The organism is Neisseria sp. DTU_2020_1000833_1_SI_GRL_NUU_006, assembly GCA_032388755.1.
Lineage (GTDB): Bacteria > Pseudomonadota > Gammaproteobacteria > Burkholderiales > Neisseriaceae > Neisseria > Neisseria sicca_C.
Window position 1 is genome coordinate 1,103,217 of the sequence record CP135593.1, and the last position, 12,599, is coordinate 1,115,815.

General features: G+C 51.3%; 25 protein-coding genes and 1 pseudogene. 25 read left to right on the plus strand and 1 reads right to left on the minus strand.

Going from position 1 to position 12,599, the window contains the following annotated elements; translation table 11 throughout:
* Window positions 1-28: 28 nt before the first annotated feature.
* From RSJ68_05330 to RSJ68_05435, 22 genes are all read left to right on the plus strand, one after another.
* On the plus strand, window positions 29-295 hold the full coding sequence (locus RSJ68_05330) for a hypothetical protein (GenBank protein ID WNU98140.1): 267 nt from the start codon (window positions 29-31) through the stop codon (window positions 293-295).
* The gene (locus tag RSJ68_05335) at window positions 288-425 is read left to right on the plus strand and encodes a hypothetical protein (protein ID WNU98141.1); all 138 of its coding nucleotides are present in this window, start codon (window positions 288-290) and stop codon (window positions 423-425) included. Before RSJ68_05330 ends, RSJ68_05335 begins: the two co-directional genes overlap by 8 nt.
* 2 nt (window positions 426-427) lie before the next feature.
* Entirely contained in the window at window positions 428-766 is a 339-nt protein-coding gene (locus RSJ68_05340) for a type II secretion pathway protein L (GenBank protein ID WNU98142.1), read from the plus strand.
* The gene (locus RSJ68_05345) at window positions 763-936 is read left to right on the plus strand and encodes a hypothetical protein (protein ID WNU98143.1); all 174 of its coding nucleotides are present in this window, start codon (window positions 763-765) and stop codon (window positions 934-936) included. Before RSJ68_05340 ends, RSJ68_05345 begins: the two co-directional genes overlap by 4 nt.
* Entirely contained in the window at window positions 929-1,099 is a 171-nt protein-coding gene (locus RSJ68_05350; GenBank protein ID WNU98144.1) for a hypothetical protein, read from the plus strand. Before RSJ68_05345 ends, RSJ68_05350 begins: the two co-directional genes overlap by 8 nt.
* Entirely contained in the window at window positions 1,096-1,569 is a 474-nt protein-coding gene (locus RSJ68_05355; GenBank protein ID WNU98145.1) for a hypothetical protein, read from the plus strand. Before RSJ68_05350 ends, RSJ68_05355 begins: the two co-directional genes overlap by 4 nt.
* A gap of 193 nt (window positions 1,570-1,762) precedes the next feature.
* The gene (locus RSJ68_05360; protein ID WNU98146.1) at window positions 1,763-2,590 is read left to right on the plus strand and encodes a hypothetical protein; all 828 of its coding nucleotides are present in this window, start codon (window positions 1,763-1,765) and stop codon (window positions 2,588-2,590) included.
* A 1-nt stretch (window position 2,591) separates the two neighbouring features.
* Window positions 2,592-2,837 (plus strand): hypothetical protein, encoded by a 246-nt coding sequence (locus RSJ68_05365; protein WNU98147.1) that lies wholly within the window; start codon window positions 2,592-2,594, stop codon window positions 2,835-2,837.
* Window positions 2,838-2,851: 14 nt separating this feature from the next.
* Window positions 2,852-3,373 (plus strand): host-nuclease inhibitor Gam family protein, encoded by a 522-nt coding sequence (locus RSJ68_05370; protein WNU98148.1) that lies wholly within the window; start codon window positions 2,852-2,854, stop codon window positions 3,371-3,373.
* On the plus strand, window positions 3,373-3,618 hold the full coding sequence (locus RSJ68_05375) for a hypothetical protein (protein ID WNU98149.1): 246 nt from the start codon (window positions 3,373-3,375) through the stop codon (window positions 3,616-3,618). Before RSJ68_05370 ends, RSJ68_05375 begins: the two co-directional genes overlap by 1 nt.
* Before the next feature lie 167 nt (window positions 3,619-3,785).
* Window positions 3,786-4,220, plus strand: a complete 435-nt coding sequence (locus RSJ68_05380) for a gp16 family protein (protein ID WNU98150.1) — start codon at window positions 3,786-3,788, stop codon at window positions 4,218-4,220.
* Window positions 4,201-4,629 (plus strand): Mor transcription activator family protein, encoded by a 429-nt coding sequence (locus RSJ68_05385; GenBank protein ID WNU98350.1) that lies wholly within the window; start codon window positions 4,201-4,203, stop codon window positions 4,627-4,629. The genes RSJ68_05380 and RSJ68_05385 overlap by 20 nt, the downstream gene beginning before the upstream one ends.
* A 141-nt stretch (window positions 4,630-4,770) precedes the next feature.
* Window positions 4,771-5,277, plus strand: coding sequence for a TIGR02594 family protein (locus RSJ68_05390; GenBank protein ID WNU98151.1), 507 nt, complete (start codon window positions 4,771-4,773; stop codon window positions 5,275-5,277).
* Window positions 5,274-5,447, plus strand: a complete 174-nt coding sequence (locus RSJ68_05395; GenBank protein WNU98152.1) for a hypothetical protein — start codon at window positions 5,274-5,276, stop codon at window positions 5,445-5,447. Before RSJ68_05390 ends, RSJ68_05395 begins: the two co-directional genes overlap by 4 nt.
* 2 nt (window positions 5,448-5,449) lie before the next feature.
* Window positions 5,450-5,614 (plus strand): hypothetical protein, encoded by a 165-nt coding sequence (locus RSJ68_05400; GenBank protein WNU98153.1) that lies wholly within the window; start codon window positions 5,450-5,452, stop codon window positions 5,612-5,614.
* 2 nt (window positions 5,615-5,616) lie between these two features.
* Window positions 5,617-5,850, plus strand: coding sequence for a hypothetical protein (locus RSJ68_05405; protein WNU98154.1), 234 nt, complete (start codon window positions 5,617-5,619; stop codon window positions 5,848-5,850).
* The gene (locus RSJ68_05410; protein WNU98155.1) at window positions 5,825-6,241 is read left to right on the plus strand and encodes a hypothetical protein; all 417 of its coding nucleotides are present in this window, start codon (window positions 5,825-5,827) and stop codon (window positions 6,239-6,241) included. The genes RSJ68_05405 and RSJ68_05410 overlap by 26 nt, the downstream gene beginning before the upstream one ends.
* The gene (locus RSJ68_05415; protein ID WNU98156.1) at window positions 6,138-6,458 is read left to right on the plus strand and encodes a hypothetical protein; all 321 of its coding nucleotides are present in this window, start codon (window positions 6,138-6,140) and stop codon (window positions 6,456-6,458) included. The genes RSJ68_05410 and RSJ68_05415 overlap by 104 nt, the downstream gene beginning before the upstream one ends.
* Complete coding sequence (locus RSJ68_05420) at window positions 6,455-6,781, plus strand: hypothetical protein (GenBank protein ID WNU98157.1); 327 nt, start codon at window positions 6,455-6,457, stop codon at window positions 6,779-6,781. The genes RSJ68_05415 and RSJ68_05420 overlap by 4 nt, the downstream gene beginning before the upstream one ends.
* A gap of 11 nt (window positions 6,782-6,792) precedes the next feature.
* The gene (locus RSJ68_05425) at window positions 6,793-7,059 is read left to right on the plus strand and encodes a hypothetical protein (protein WNU98158.1); all 267 of its coding nucleotides are present in this window, start codon (window positions 6,793-6,795) and stop codon (window positions 7,057-7,059) included.
* A complete protein-coding gene (locus RSJ68_05430) occupies window positions 7,056-7,253 on the plus strand; it encodes a hypothetical protein (protein WNU98159.1) in 198 nt (65 codons plus the stop codon). Before RSJ68_05425 ends, RSJ68_05430 begins: the two co-directional genes overlap by 4 nt.
* 2 nt (window positions 7,254-7,255) lie before the next feature.
* A complete protein-coding gene (locus tag RSJ68_05435; GenBank protein ID WNU98160.1) occupies window positions 7,256-7,762 on the plus strand; it encodes a DUF1804 family protein in 507 nt (168 codons plus the stop codon).
* Here the strand turns inward: RSJ68_05435 and RSJ68_05440 are convergent.
* A complete protein-coding gene (locus RSJ68_05440; protein WNU98161.1) occupies window positions 7,759-8,028 on the minus strand; it encodes a hypothetical protein in 270 nt (89 codons plus the stop codon). The genes RSJ68_05435 and RSJ68_05440 overlap by 4 nt on opposite strands.
* 12 nt (window positions 8,029-8,040) lie before the next feature.
* On the opposite strand from RSJ68_05440, the gene terL reads away from it, so the two are divergent.
* From terL to RSJ68_05455, 3 genes and pseudogenes are all read left to right on the plus strand, one after another.
* Complete coding sequence (terL, locus tag RSJ68_05445) at window positions 8,041-9,663, plus strand: phage terminase large subunit (GenBank protein ID WNU98162.1); 1,623 nt, start codon at window positions 8,041-8,043, stop codon at window positions 9,661-9,663.
* Window positions 9,663-11,231 (plus strand): annotated as a pseudogene (locus RSJ68_05450) (DUF935 domain-containing protein). Before terL ends, RSJ68_05450 begins: the two are co-directional and overlap by 1 nt.
* Complete coding sequence (locus tag RSJ68_05455) at window positions 11,218-12,543, plus strand: phage minor head protein (protein WNU98163.1); 1,326 nt, start codon at window positions 11,218-11,220, stop codon at window positions 12,541-12,543. Before RSJ68_05450 ends, RSJ68_05455 begins: the two are co-directional and overlap by 14 nt.
* The last annotated feature ends 56 nt before the right edge of the window (window positions 12,544-12,599 follow it).

The following is a 12,599-nucleotide window of genomic DNA, read 5'->3' on the forward strand; positions in this document are numbered from 1 at the left end:
AGTTGTTGTTTTAGAAGGAAAACGCAAAATGCAAGTTTTGAAGAAAGTTGATTGGAAGATGTTTGTGGCGCGCTCTTTTTGGCGGTGGGTGCCGGTTGGTTTGACGGTGGGCGTGTGGTGTTTTGTGGGTGGAATGGCGTTGTATGGCTGCACCCAAGAACCCGAACCGGTTGCGAAAGAGCTGACGAAGGTTGAGGCGATGGAAAGACAGGCGGATTTGGAAGTTTTGAAAATGGAACGTGCCTACGAGGCAATGAGTGTGGAGCAAAAAATGGAAGGAGTGGTTTATGAATAAGGTTAGACGCCCTAAACGGGGGCTGAATCGAGTCAAGAAATTGGCATTGAAACGGGCGGTCGAGGAAATCCGCGCCAAATACGGCGAACGGGCGATTATGAAGGGATGGCGTGAGCCAGAAGGGAAGTAAAAATGTTAACCAAGTTAAAACCCTGCCGAGTTTGCAAACAGATGAAGCCTGAAGTGGCATTTGCGTGGACTTGGGATAAAAACGGGGGGCGGAAACGGACGCACCGATGTGCGAAATGTTGGGCGGAGCAGATGGAAAAAGAAGCTCAAGCGAATATGGAATGGCATCGCGAAAAGCGCGGGACGGTACTTGAGTTTGGACGACCTGCCGTCGCCCGCTCGGTTTGGGGCGATAGCTGGCCCACTGCTCCTGCGATTATGGATAACCGGTACTGGACGGCAACAGATACGCGCAAAGCGGATGCCGAATGGGCGTTGAAATTTAGGGAGTCTGCGAAATGAGCTTTAAAAGACGGAACAACGATTGGCAGGCATGGGGACAACACCGCCGCCGCGCGACGAAGTTTATGGTCAAACGAAACCGCGAGCAGGCAATCGCGGAATATCAGGCGCAGTTTGAAGATCAGGACGGCAAAGGTCGTCTGAAAACGGAAGGAAACAAAGATGAATGAAAAAGACTTAGTCGAATGGCTCGAAGACCGTGGCGAGCTGATGGTCATGAAGAAGGATGGCGAGGGATTTGTGATTGCCGCCCGCGCGCCGGACGGTATTTGGAAAACGGCAGAGGCGGCAACACTGACAATGGCAATAGAAGCTTGGGAGGAAATACGATGAATATCGCTAGACCGAATAAAGAAGACCTTGACGCAGTATGGGAGTTGGTCGCGTTTTTAAACAAAATTGAGCAGGGTTTGAATCCGATTTATCAACCTGCCGACCCAGAGGATGAAGACGATTTTGAATATCTGAGTGATGCGCCTGCGGATGAAGTGTTTGAAGCTTTGGAATCTAAGTCTGCCAACGCCGGTTTGTCTTGGATTATGACCGTATTGGATACCTTACTGTCTTCGAATAACGACATTGTTGACCAAGAATCTAGTGTTTTGGATTTCTCTCCGAAATTTAAGCAGGCCGTAAAGGATACGGAAAGATTGGATTTCTTAATTGAAGTCGGGTCAGCCGAATTTTCAAAAGAAAATGGTGAGAAGGCCTGTTGCAGCTTAAACGAATATGGCATTAGAGGCTATGGAAGCAATTACCGCGAAGCCTTGGATGATGTGATGAAAGAGTGGAAGGAGATGTGATGACTACCGGAATGATGATTTATCTCTTGAGCTGCGGGCTGATTGGTTTGGCGCTGGTGGTTTTGGCACTGATGAGCCTGATTGAAAACTAGGTTAAGCAGCGTACTAAAGCTGTTGTTTTGGATGCCTGCGGTATGTTTTTTGGGTTGGTTGTTGTCCTTGTGGCGTTTTTGGCGATTCTCGGGGTGATTAAATGAACATCAAATGCCCGAACTGCGGAGCGGTGCATAGCTTGGACAGTTTAATCAACGATGCCGCCGCATCGTCTGTATTGCGGGCTGTGTTGGATATGGACGCTGAAATGGGCAAGGCGGCGATACGTTATGTCGGCTTGTTCCGCCCCGCCAAGTCGCAGTTGAGCTGGGCGCGTACCGCGAAGCTGTTGAACGAGTTGATGCCGATGATGAAAGCGCAGACGGCGGAGCGCGACGGCGTGTCCCATCCCGCTCCCGCCGAGGCTTGGCTGCACGGCTTTAACGAAACCGTCAACGCCCGCGACCAAGGTCGTCTGAAACTGCCGCTGAAATCACACGGTTATTTGCTGGAAATTGTGAGCCAGTGGCAGGGTTCGGGGTTGCCCTCTCCCCAGCCCTCTCCCACGGGGAGAGGGGGCGAAGGCGGAGCGCCGTCCAAGCTGCGGCAAGGTGTGGCAGCCTTGGGCGCATGGGCCGGTGAAGATTGGGCAAAACAGGAAATCGCGGCAGGTTTTGCATTGCTCGCCGCGCTCAATCTGCCCAACCGCCCTGCAGCGCAAGACCTGCCGGTAGTCGCGGAAATTTGGTATCGGAAACTGATCGAAACCAAGGAAATCGTCTCGCCGGAGTATGACCCGAAACGTATTCAGACGGGATTTAAGGTGTTGCAGCAGTCGGAAACATGGCCGCAACCCGCCGAACTGCTCCGCAACCTGCCGCCACGGTTGATACCCAGGGCGATGTTGGCGAAGCCCGCGCCGGACAAAGAAAAGGGCCGTCAGAAAATGGCGGAAGTGAAAGAAGCTTTAAGTAAGAAAGGTAAGTGAAATGAAAGAGTATGTTTTTAAAATTGTTTCGGAAGATGGGAAGTGTCGCGTCGAGTTGCCCGAAATCAAGCTAAACGGCGAGTATCAAGCTCCTGACCTGATGGCTGCGTTGACAAGGGAGTTTTTAGGCAGCGTATGTAGTGATGCCGCCCGAGATGCGGAAGGATTTATGAAGGCTGCTGTCACTAATTTAAAAGCATTGCAACTGGCAAGACAGTTGAGAGATGCGGAACGAAAAGTAAATTAAGAAAGGAAAAAGAAATGGCTAAACAACGTATCAAACAGGCGGCAATCGAAGCCGCACAAGACAAAACCGAGGTAACGGCGCATATCCGCACCATCGGCGACCTGAACCGCGAAATCAAACGCTTGGAAACCGAAGCGGGCGATAAAAAAGCGGTGATTGAAGAAGAATACGCCGCGCTTGCCGCGCCACTGAAAGCCGAATCGGAACGCCTGACCGCCGCCGTCGCCGCCTACTGCGAGGCACACAAGGACGATCTGACGGAAAACGGCAAGACCAAGACGGTGGATTTTGTGACAGGACTCGTCAAATGGCGCATCCGCCCGCCTAGTGTCAAAGTAACAGGCGTTGCCGCCGTCTTGGCGTGGATGTCGGAAAAAACGGCATATCAAAGCTTTATCCGCACCAAGCAGGAAATCGACAAAGACACCATCCTGAATGAGCGCGAGCAGTTCGCCAATGGTCAAGTGCCGGGTATTAAGATTGTGTCGGGACTTGAGGATTTTGTAATTGAGCCTACGGAGCAGGAGTTGATGTGATGGAAAACGGAAACTTAAATACCGATGAGCTGGAAGTTTTAAGAATTGCCGCACGCGATTCCTTCTACATCCATGCTCAAGTCGAAAACGCCAACCGCAAATTGGAAACTGCTCTTCGCGTTTGGGAAAAAGTGAAAGAAGGAGAAAAAGAAGCTATACGCAATCGAAAAAAAGCCTTTATTTATTACTGCGTCGGGGCAGTTTGGTTTTCTCTTTCGTTGATTTTATCTTTTTTTGACTTTTAAAGCTTGATTAAAAACCGTCTGAAATGGGGTTTAAAACCTGTTTCAGACGGCCTTTTTTGTGTCTGTCAGTTTCGCAAAAAAAAAAACAGTGGCTTGCTACAACATATAGTATTTTATCTGTATAATATGCGTTAATTAATCAATATATTGTGTTTTATGGGTTCAAGATGCGCCGTGCGTTGATTGCGAAAATCAAGATTGCTCAAAAGGAGCTGGGCTTGGACGACGATACCTATCGCGCGGTGTTGGAGCGTGTGACGGGCAAGCGGTCGTGTGCGGATATGGATGTTTCTGAACTTGAGTATGTTGTCGCTGATATGCGGTCGCACGGATTTAAGCCTAAAGCAAAAGGTAATCCGCATGGCAAACCGCATCTTCGTCGGACATCATCGGCAGCAATGTTGGACAAAGTCGAAGCCCTGCTGACCGTCGGCGGCAAACATTGGAACTACGCGCATGCGATGGCGCGGCGGATGTTTGGTAAGGATAAGGTCGAATATTTAGACGATACGCAGCTACATAAACTGGTTGCTGCGTTGCAGATTGCGGCTAACAGGAAAACGGAAAAAGCGAGTGGGGATGATGGAGTTCGAAAAAGTTGAACATTTATTGCCGGATACCGTGTTGGACATTGTGGATGTCATCGGACTGGCGGCGACGGAACAGCTGGTCAAGGCGATTGGCGGGGCGCGGTTTAAATTTGGCAAGGGTAAGGTGGACACCGAGCGTTTGGCAATTTTGGTCGAAGCCATCGGCGAAGTGAAAACGCATGAGCTGTTGCGGGTATATGGTGGCGAGGAATTGTATGTGCCACGTTGCGGCAAGGCGTTAATACAGTTGAGAAACCATAGGTTTTATCAGGAGTTTGTCAAACTGCGCGATGTTGATAAGGAGAGCGGGCTTATGGCGATGACGAAGCTATGCCCTAAATACGGTATCTCTTCGCGCACGGGATATACAATTATCAATGAGATGAGCAGACCTGCGGCACGGCAGGCGGCTTTATTTTAGGCAGTGATGTGTGACCAGGCTTTGGCCGTCTGTATTCAGACGGTCTTTTTTTTGGTCTGTCGGGGTTGAAACATCTACCGTTCAGGACGATGGGTTAAAGACGGTTTAATGGGGTTTTAAAACTATCCATTTGAGGTATGTATGGCTCAACAAAAAGAACTCCCTTGGGTGGCTGAAGCGCGAAAGTATATCGGCCTCGCTGAAGTCCCCGGTAAAAACCACAATCCAATGATTTTAAACTGGCTGCACGGGTTGAAGGCTTGGTGGAAAGATGACGAGACGTCGTGGTGCGGCGTGTTCGTCGCTCATTGCCTGCGAATCGGCAATCGAGACATCCCGAAGGATTGGATGCGCGCCAAAGAATATGCCTTTGCCGGTAAACGCCTGTCAAAACCTGCTTATGGCTGCCTAGTGGTGTTTACGCGCCAAGGCGGCGGTCATGTTGGGTTTGTTGTAGGCAAGGACAAGGCAGGCAATCTGTTGGTTTTGGGCGGCAACCAAGGCAACCGCGTCAGCATCGCGGCATTTCCGGAATCCCGAGTGGCTGCGTATGTATGGCCGTCTGTCGGCGGTGCGCCTCTTGACCCCGCTCCGGAGCGTTACAACCTGCCATTGGGCGGTGCGGCAATGAGCAGGAGCGAGGCATGAAAAAGTCTTTGATTGCTCTGGCATTGGCGGCATTGAAACCGCAGGTGCCTGAATTTGAGATTAAACCTGCCCGCATGGGCAATTTAAAACAACACCCGAGCCTGCGCTTGGGTAAGTCGGGCGTGGCGGCTGCCAAACGCGCGGCGCGTAAACGCAAGAACCGTCGTTAATCATGGGACAGGTTGAGTTTTACGAAAAGATGATTGAGCAATGGTCGCGAAAAAGCCGCGAGGCAAGCGAACGGGCGGACTTGCCTGCATTTGAATTTGCGGAGAGCGAACTTGCCAATTATCGGGAAATGCTGAAACGGCATCTGCAAAACGGGAGTGTGAAATAAATATGCGGATTTTCGACATTTTTAAAAACCCTGCGACAGGCAATGTGTCGCACTCGAAGCTGTGGGCAAATATCGCCTGCGCGGCAGGGACGGTTAAGTTCGTCATGTTGCCCGACCCGTCGGCAGAAATTTGGGGGGTGTATCTTGGCATTGTTGGCGGCTATGCCGTGGCACGCTCTTTGGTAAGCGTGAAGCGACAGGAGGTCGAGAATGACGCTCAAACTGTTGACGAATAAATGGGTGCTGAGTGGCTTGGCTGCCTTTTTGGCACTGATTTTGGCGGCATCGTATCAGCAAGGCTACAAGACGGCATACCAAAAACAGCAGGCAGTCATCGACAAGATGGAAAAAGACAAGGCGGAGGCCTTGAGGCTGTCGTCCCAAGCATACGCCCGTGAGCTGGAGCAAGCCCGCGAGGAAGCAAAACAATCTGAAGCCAAGGCGCACGCCGTCGGTGTGGCTTTGGCGCAAAAACAGGCGGAAGTCAGTCGTCTGAAAACGGAAAACAAAAAGGAAATCGAAAATGCGCTTACTCAAGACCGCCAAAAAGCAGGCGGCGGTTGTATTGACGGCCTTGGCTATCACAGCCTGCGCCTCTACACCCGCGCCCTCGGCTACGGAAATTAAGATTGTCGAAAAGGCGGTCATGCCGACACCGCCCGCTGCGTTGATGGTTGCGCCGGTGCGCCCGAATCCGCCGAAAGACGGCAAGACGGCAACGCTGCTCGAACACGCCGCTGAGTTTGGCGGCTATGTTTCGGAACTGAAAAACCAAAATCAGGCTTGGCGCGATTGGGTCAACAGTCAACTCAAAATTGACAGTCCGTCGGAGGTCGCAAAATGACCTATCAAGAGTTGGTGCAGCGCGTGATTGCCTGCCGCCATGCCGATTTGGAGTTGGGCTTGAGCAGAGCAAGAGAGCAAAAGCCGTTTGTCGAACATGTGTCCTCGTTGTTGGATAAGGCGGGGATTGAGTACGCAGTGCGTATGGATAAGGATTTTCAGACGACCTTTTGTGTGGAATTTGACGGTAACGCGGAGGCGGCTGTCTATTCTGCGGTGTCGCCTTATTACCTGATTTTTTCAGGGGGTGGCGAATTCGAGGTGGCAAGTCGTCATCCTGACGGCTACTCCGTCCGTATCGTATTCGGCGATGTGCCGGTTTAAAGGGGTTTTAAATGGACTTTGAATTTGGTTTTAAAACCCTGTGGCCGATTGCGACTGCCGCGTTTTGGTTTTGGGTCAACGGCATTTCAGGCCGTCTGAAAGAGGCGGATAAGCGCATTGAAGGCCTGAAAGAAGAGCTACACGAAGTCAAGCTCTCTTATCACACCAAGCAGGACGCCCAAGCCGACAGAAAAAATATCGCGGCATCTTTGGAGCGAATCGAAAACAAACTTGAAAAAATGAATGAAAAATTAGACAGGAAAGCGGACAAATCATGAGCGACCCGATTTTAGAAGCCTTGGCGCGGATTGAAAACAAGACTGATCAAACTCTGAAAAATCAGAAGGAAATGCAGGCGGAAATTGCACAAATCCGCCAAGACACAAAACGCACGGCCATTACATTCGGCGCAATCGGCGGCAGTGTGATTACGGTCGGTTGGGAATTGATTAAAGCGAAAATGGGACTGTAATTATGGCTCACCCGCAGGAAATCCGTGAAAAGTTACGCCGGCTCTATGTGAGCGGCGAGCAAACTTTGGAAACGGCGGCCTTGATGTGCGAAATCCCGCAGGCCACTGCGCGTGCGTGGAAACGTGCGGATAAGGAAAAAGGCGACGACTGGGACAAGATGCGCGCCGCCTACACTTTGGCCGGCGGCGGTATCGAGGACTTGAGCCGTGCGATGTTAGCCGGTTTTATGGTGCAGTACAACAGCACGATGACGATGCTGCAGGATTCGAGTACCGAAGATTTGCCGCCATCGGACCGTGCGAAGCTGTTGGCCAGCTTGGCTGATGCGTTTACCAAAACCGTATCCGCCAATGCGCGCGTGATGCCGGAAACGTCAAAACTGGCGACGGCTTTGGAATTGATTGAGTTCTTGATGGCGTTTGTGCAAGAAAAACACCCCAAACATTTGCCTGCCTTTGTGGAGGTATTGGAGCCGTTTGGGGTGGAAGTGGAGAAGAAGTTTGGTTAGTTGGGTGCTTTTACTGAAGTATAAGCATTATAAATTGGTACATATTTAGCTCTTCCTTCTTGGACAAGCTCGATAGCGCAATTTTCGATATCTAAATAGCCTGCACTTATGCCTAGGTTGTGAAGAATTTTAGGCTGCATATTAGCTACATCGATACCACAAAATGGATAATGTAAAGATTCATTTATTTTGATACGATTTTCTTTCTCAAACTCATAGTAGGCTTCAATCACCTGATAAATAATGTCTTTTAATGTTTCCGGCATTTTAATATCCATATGAAAACTAAAGAATTCCTCAAATCCCTTGCCGAACTGGCCGCTAGCCTGCGCCAAGTCATCGAAGCGGAAGTGGACGGCTTCGATGCGTCGCCCAAGGCTATTGCTGCACGCCGTGCCAAGGTGTTTGACCCGGTAGGCGGTTACGAATATTTCGTGAATACCTACTTCCCTCATTATATCCGCTCGCCTGAGAAATCCGAACTGCATGCGTTTTTATTCAGCCGGCTGCCGGAGATTATTCGCTCCCCTAAAGGGGAAAATGAGGCGGTGGGCGCGCCGCGCGGCGAAGGTAAATCGACGCAGGTTACCCAGCTGTTTACGTTGTGGTGTATCGTGACCGGTCAAAAACATTATGCCGTTATTGTGATGGACAGTATCGACCAGGCATACCCAATGCTCGAAGCCATCAAGGCGGAATTGGAATTTAATCCGCGCCTGAAAACCGACTTCCCGGAAGTATGCGGACAAGGCCGTGTATGGCAGGCCGGTACGATTGTGACGACTAATGACGTTAAAGTCCAAGTGGCCGGCAGCGGTAAAAAGCTGCGCGGTTTGCGTCACGGCCCTTACCGTCCTGATCTAACTGTTTTGGACGATATCGAGAATGACGAGCAAGTCCGAAATCCCGAACAACGCGACAAACTCAATGCGTGGCTGACTAAGACTGTATTGCCTCTGGGCGGGGTCGGCCAGAAATACGATGTGATTTATATCGGCACGATTTTGCATTACGACAGTGTGTTGAACCGAACCCTGAATAACCCGTTTTGGCACGGTATTAAGTTTAAGGCGATGAAACGCTGGCCCGACCGCATGGATTTGTGGGACAGATGGGAGGAACTTTTCCGAAACGACGGCGAGACGGTGGCCGAGGCGTTTTATCTCGCCAACAAAGACGAGATGGAGCGCGGCGCGCAAACAAGCTGGGCGGCTCGCGGCGTGTTGGCGTTGATGAAAATCCGCGCCCGTGACGGTCATGCGACATTTGACAGCGAGTATCAAAACGACCCGGTCAGCGGAGAAGATGCGCCGTTTGCGAAATCTATGAAATTCTGGACAGACCTGCCGTCCGATTTGGTGTATTTCGGTGCGCTTGACCCGTCACTCGGAAAGGCAGGGGCGAGTCGTGACCCGTCCGCGATTATCATTGGCGGTTATCAACGTGAAACCGGCAAACTGTATGTCGTTGAGGCTCAGATTAAAAAACGTCTCCCTGATTTGATTATTGAGGACGTTATTCGATTGCACCGTCAATATCGTTGCAAACTGTGGTTTGTCGAGACGGTTCAGTTTCAGGAGTTTTTGAAAGACGAGCTGGTCAAGCGCAGCGCGGCGCGTGGAATACCTGTCCCGGCGCGGGCGGTCAAGCCGGTATCGGACAAACTTTTGCGGATTGAGACTTTGCAGCCGCACATGGCAAACGGTTTGATTCTGTTGAATGAGAGCCAACAGACGCTGATACAGCAGTTCCGCCATTTTCCAAAGGCTGATCATGATGATGGTCCTGATGCCGTGCATATGCTCTGGTCGGGGGCGGTGGCGAATTGTGTGCCGATAGAATGGCAAAGTCCTACCGATAACGATTTTGATGGCGAGATAAAAAGTAAATGGAGCCGATAATGGCAAAAAAGGACAATAAAACTAAAATCCAAAAGCCCGAAGCTGCATTGCAGACGGACGTGGCTCAAATCACGGCGACCGGTCGAGTAATTGCTGAGCATCCGTCCAATTTTATTACGCCTCAAAAAATGCGCGCCCTCTTTGAGGACGCGGAAAGCGGCGACATCCGCGCCCAACACGAGCTTTTCGTGGACATTGAGGAGCGCGACAGCGACATCGCGGCAAATATGGGTACGCGCAAACGCGCGCTGCTGACGCTCAACTGGCGCGTCGCCCCGCCGCGAAATGCGACGCCCCAAGAAGAAAAGCTGTCCGACCAAGCTTATGAGATGCTGGACGGACTGCCTACCCTCGAAGACCTGATTATGGATTTGATGGACGCGGTCGGACACGGCTTTTCCGCGCTAGAGGTCGAGTGGGTATTTTCAGACGGCCTTTACCTACCCCGAAACTTTGTCCACCGCCCGCAAAGCTGGTTCAAATGGGACAAAGACGACGGGCTGCTGCTGCGTACCCGCGAAAATCCGGAAGGCGAATCGTTGTGGCCGCTGGGCTGGGTCGTTCATACCCAAAAATCGCGCAGCGTCCAGCAGGCGCGTAACGGGCTTTTTCGCACGCTTGCCTGGCTGTATATGTTCAAACACTACGCCGTTCACGATTTTGCCGAGTTTTTAGAGCTGTACGGCATGCCCATCCGTATCGGCAAATACGGCGCGGGCGCAACCAAAGAGGAAAAAAACACCCTGCTTCGGGCGGTGGCGGAAATCGGCCACAACGCGGCGGGCATCATGCCCGAAGGTATGGAAATCGAGCTTCACAACGCGGCAAGCGGTACGACGGCAACCAGTAATCCGTTTTTGCAGATGGCGGACTGGTGCGAAAAATCGGCGGCACGGCTGATTTTGGGGCAAACGCTGACCAGCGGCGCGGACGGAAAATCCAGCACCAACGCGCTGGGCAATATCCACAACGAGGTACGCCGCGATTTGCTGGTGTCGGATGCAAAACAGGTGGCGCAAACCATCACAAGTCAAATCATCGGACCGTTCCTGCAAATCAACTATCCCAATGCCGACCCAAACCGCGTGCCGAAATTTGAATTTGACACGCGCGAGCCGGAAGACATCGCGGTTTTTGCCGACGCTATCCCGAAACTGGTGGATGTCGGCGTACAAATCCCCGAAAGCTGGGTGCGCGACAAATTGGTAATTCCAGATGTGTAGGAGGGTGAGGCTGTGTTGGCGCGGCAGGTATCGGACAATCCGGTAAACAGAACCGCATTGGCGGCTTTATCCGCCCACGCCGTACCATCTAAGGCTACGGGCAGGCATCAGGAAATATTGGACAGCGTATTGGATGACGCGCTGGTTGAACCCGATTTCAATTCGCAGCTCAACCCGATGGTGCGTCAGGCGGTTGCCGCACTTAATGCCTGCAACAGCTACGAGGAGGCAGATGCCGCACTGAATGCGCTTTATCCGAATTTGGACAACGCGAAACTGCGTACCTATATGCAGCAGGCCTTGTTTATCAGCGATATTTTGGGACAAGACCATGCCCGCGCCTGATTTGGGATTTGCCTTAAGTCTGCCGCCGAAAAAGGCAATCGAGTGGCTGGAAAGTAAAAAGGTTACGGCAGAAAGCTACCGCAATCTGACCGCCTCTGAAATCGCAAAAGTCTATACGATTGCCCGTATGACCGACTTGGACATGCTCAATGACATCAAAACATCGATGGTTGAATCGGCAAAGAGCGGGCAGTCATACAGCGACTGGTGCAAAGGCATCTTAAATTTGCTCAGCAACAAGGGTTGGCTGCATCCCAACGGACACAACGGCAAAGACATTATCGACCCCATGACGGGCGAGGTGTTCGGCGCGCCGCGAAGGTTGGAGACGATTTACCGTACAAATATGCAGACCGCCTACAACGCCGGGCAGTATCAAGGCTATATGGCAAATGTCGATGCGCGACCCTATTGGATGTATGACTCGGTAGGCGACAGCCGCACCCGTCCCGCTCATGCGGCTATGGACGGGCTGGTGTATCGGTACGATGACGCTTTCTGGACGACTTTTTACCCGCCAAACGGCTACAACTGCCGCTGCTCGGTCATTGCTTTATCAGCGCGCGATGTCGACCGGCAGGGGCGGATTGTCGGGCAAAGCACGTCGGACAATCTTGTTGAGACCCATAAAATCTACAATAAGAAAGGCGACACTTATCTGACCCTTGCCTATAAAGCACCGGATGGCAGTCTGTACACGACCGACCGAGGATTTGATTACAACGCCGGACGAATGAACTACCGCCCCGATTTGGACAGGTACGACCGCGCCTTGGCTCATGAGTTTGCCAAGGCGGAAATGGGCGGTCCAGATTTTAAAAGCAGTTTCAAACAGCTCGAAAAAGAGTTTTATGAAGTAAAAGGTCGTCTGAAAATCGATGGCAAACCGGATAAAGAGCAAAAAATCAAAATCCGGAACGCGCTGTCAAGACAGCTTAAATTTGCCGCTGGAGTGTTGAGTAAGGAGACACAGGAGCTGACAGGCATGGCGCGGGCGACGGTGTGGCTGTCTGATGATACGTTGGTTAAACAGGTAGACAGCCGTGAGGGGCAATCGTTTGGGGCAGACTTATATGCCATGCTGCCTGATTTGATTTATGCGCCAGAATATATCTTTTATGATAACGGTCGGGGTAAAGAGAGTTTTGTTTTACTTGGAAAGCCGTTGTCAGATAACGACAAATACAGGTTGATGGCAGTTTTGAAATATCTGCCGCAGTACGATTCGATTTTTTTGGATTCGTTTCGCCGGGCGGATGAAAAAGAAATTGTTAAGAGCAAGAAACGCTATGAAATGAAAAAAGGCTACTAAGTCGGACTGCAATCCCGACACACTCTCGCTTATGTAACGGATACCAATCCCAGTCC

What these genes read in the sequence shown, in the direction of transcription:
- RSJ68_05330 (WNU98140.1), top strand. Translation starts at nt 29, where the DNA reads ATGCAAGTTTTGAAGAAAGTTGATTGGAAGATGTTTGTGGCGCGCTCT.
- RSJ68_05335 (WNU98141.1), top strand. Translation starts at nt 288, where the DNA reads ATGAATAAGGTTAGACGCCCTAAACGGGGGCTGAATCGAGTCAAGAAA.
- RSJ68_05340 (WNU98142.1), top strand. Translation starts at nt 428, where the DNA reads ATGTTAACCAAGTTAAAACCCTGCCGAGTTTGCAAACAGATGAAGCCT.
- RSJ68_05345 (WNU98143.1), top strand. Translation starts at nt 763, where the DNA reads ATGAGCTTTAAAAGACGGAACAACGATTGGCAGGCATGGGGACAACAC.
- RSJ68_05350 (WNU98144.1), top strand. Translation starts at nt 929, where the DNA reads ATGAATGAAAAAGACTTAGTCGAATGGCTCGAAGACCGTGGCGAGCTG.
- RSJ68_05355 (WNU98145.1), top strand. Translation starts at nt 1,096, where the DNA reads ATGAATATCGCTAGACCGAATAAAGAAGACCTTGACGCAGTATGGGAG.
- RSJ68_05360 (WNU98146.1), top strand. Translation starts at nt 1,763, where the DNA reads ATGAACATCAAATGCCCGAACTGCGGAGCGGTGCATAGCTTGGACAGT.
- RSJ68_05365 (WNU98147.1), top strand. Translation starts at nt 2,592, where the DNA reads ATGAAAGAGTATGTTTTTAAAATTGTTTCGGAAGATGGGAAGTGTCGC.
- RSJ68_05370 (WNU98148.1), top strand. Translation starts at nt 2,852, where the DNA reads ATGGCTAAACAACGTATCAAACAGGCGGCAATCGAAGCCGCACAAGAC.
- RSJ68_05375 (WNU98149.1), top strand. Translation starts at nt 3,373, where the DNA reads ATGGAAAACGGAAACTTAAATACCGATGAGCTGGAAGTTTTAAGAATT.
- RSJ68_05380 (WNU98150.1), top strand. Translation starts at nt 3,786, where the DNA reads ATGCGCCGTGCGTTGATTGCGAAAATCAAGATTGCTCAAAAGGAGCTG.
- RSJ68_05385 (WNU98350.1), top strand. Translation starts at nt 4,201, where the DNA reads ATGGAGTTCGAAAAAGTTGAACATTTATTGCCGGATACCGTGTTGGAC.
- RSJ68_05390 (WNU98151.1), top strand. Translation starts at nt 4,771, where the DNA reads ATGGCTCAACAAAAAGAACTCCCTTGGGTGGCTGAAGCGCGAAAGTAT.
- RSJ68_05395 (WNU98152.1), top strand. Translation starts at nt 5,274, where the DNA reads ATGAAAAAGTCTTTGATTGCTCTGGCATTGGCGGCATTGAAACCGCAG.
- RSJ68_05400 (WNU98153.1), top strand. Translation starts at nt 5,450, where the DNA reads ATGGGACAGGTTGAGTTTTACGAAAAGATGATTGAGCAATGGTCGCGA.
- RSJ68_05405 (WNU98154.1), top strand. Translation starts at nt 5,617, where the DNA reads ATGCGGATTTTCGACATTTTTAAAAACCCTGCGACAGGCAATGTGTCG.
- RSJ68_05410 (WNU98155.1), top strand. Translation starts at nt 5,825, where the DNA reads ATGACGCTCAAACTGTTGACGAATAAATGGGTGCTGAGTGGCTTGGCT.
- RSJ68_05415 (WNU98156.1), top strand. Translation starts at nt 6,138, where the DNA reads ATGCGCTTACTCAAGACCGCCAAAAAGCAGGCGGCGGTTGTATTGACG.
- RSJ68_05420 (WNU98157.1), top strand. Translation starts at nt 6,455, where the DNA reads ATGACCTATCAAGAGTTGGTGCAGCGCGTGATTGCCTGCCGCCATGCC.
- RSJ68_05425 (WNU98158.1), top strand. Translation starts at nt 6,793, where the DNA reads ATGGACTTTGAATTTGGTTTTAAAACCCTGTGGCCGATTGCGACTGCC.
- RSJ68_05430 (WNU98159.1), top strand. Translation starts at nt 7,056, where the DNA reads ATGAGCGACCCGATTTTAGAAGCCTTGGCGCGGATTGAAAACAAGACT.
- RSJ68_05435 (WNU98160.1), top strand. Translation starts at nt 7,256, where the DNA reads ATGGCTCACCCGCAGGAAATCCGTGAAAAGTTACGCCGGCTCTATGTG.
- RSJ68_05440 (WNU98161.1), bottom strand. Translation starts at nt 8,028, where the DNA reads ATGCCGGAAACATTAAAAGACATTATTTATCAGGTGATTGAAGCCTAC.
- terL (WNU98162.1), top strand. Translation starts at nt 8,041, where the DNA reads ATGAAAACTAAAGAATTCCTCAAATCCCTTGCCGAACTGGCCGCTAGC.
- RSJ68_05455 (WNU98163.1), top strand. Translation starts at nt 11,218, where the DNA reads ATGCCCGCGCCTGATTTGGGATTTGCCTTAAGTCTGCCGCCGAAAAAG.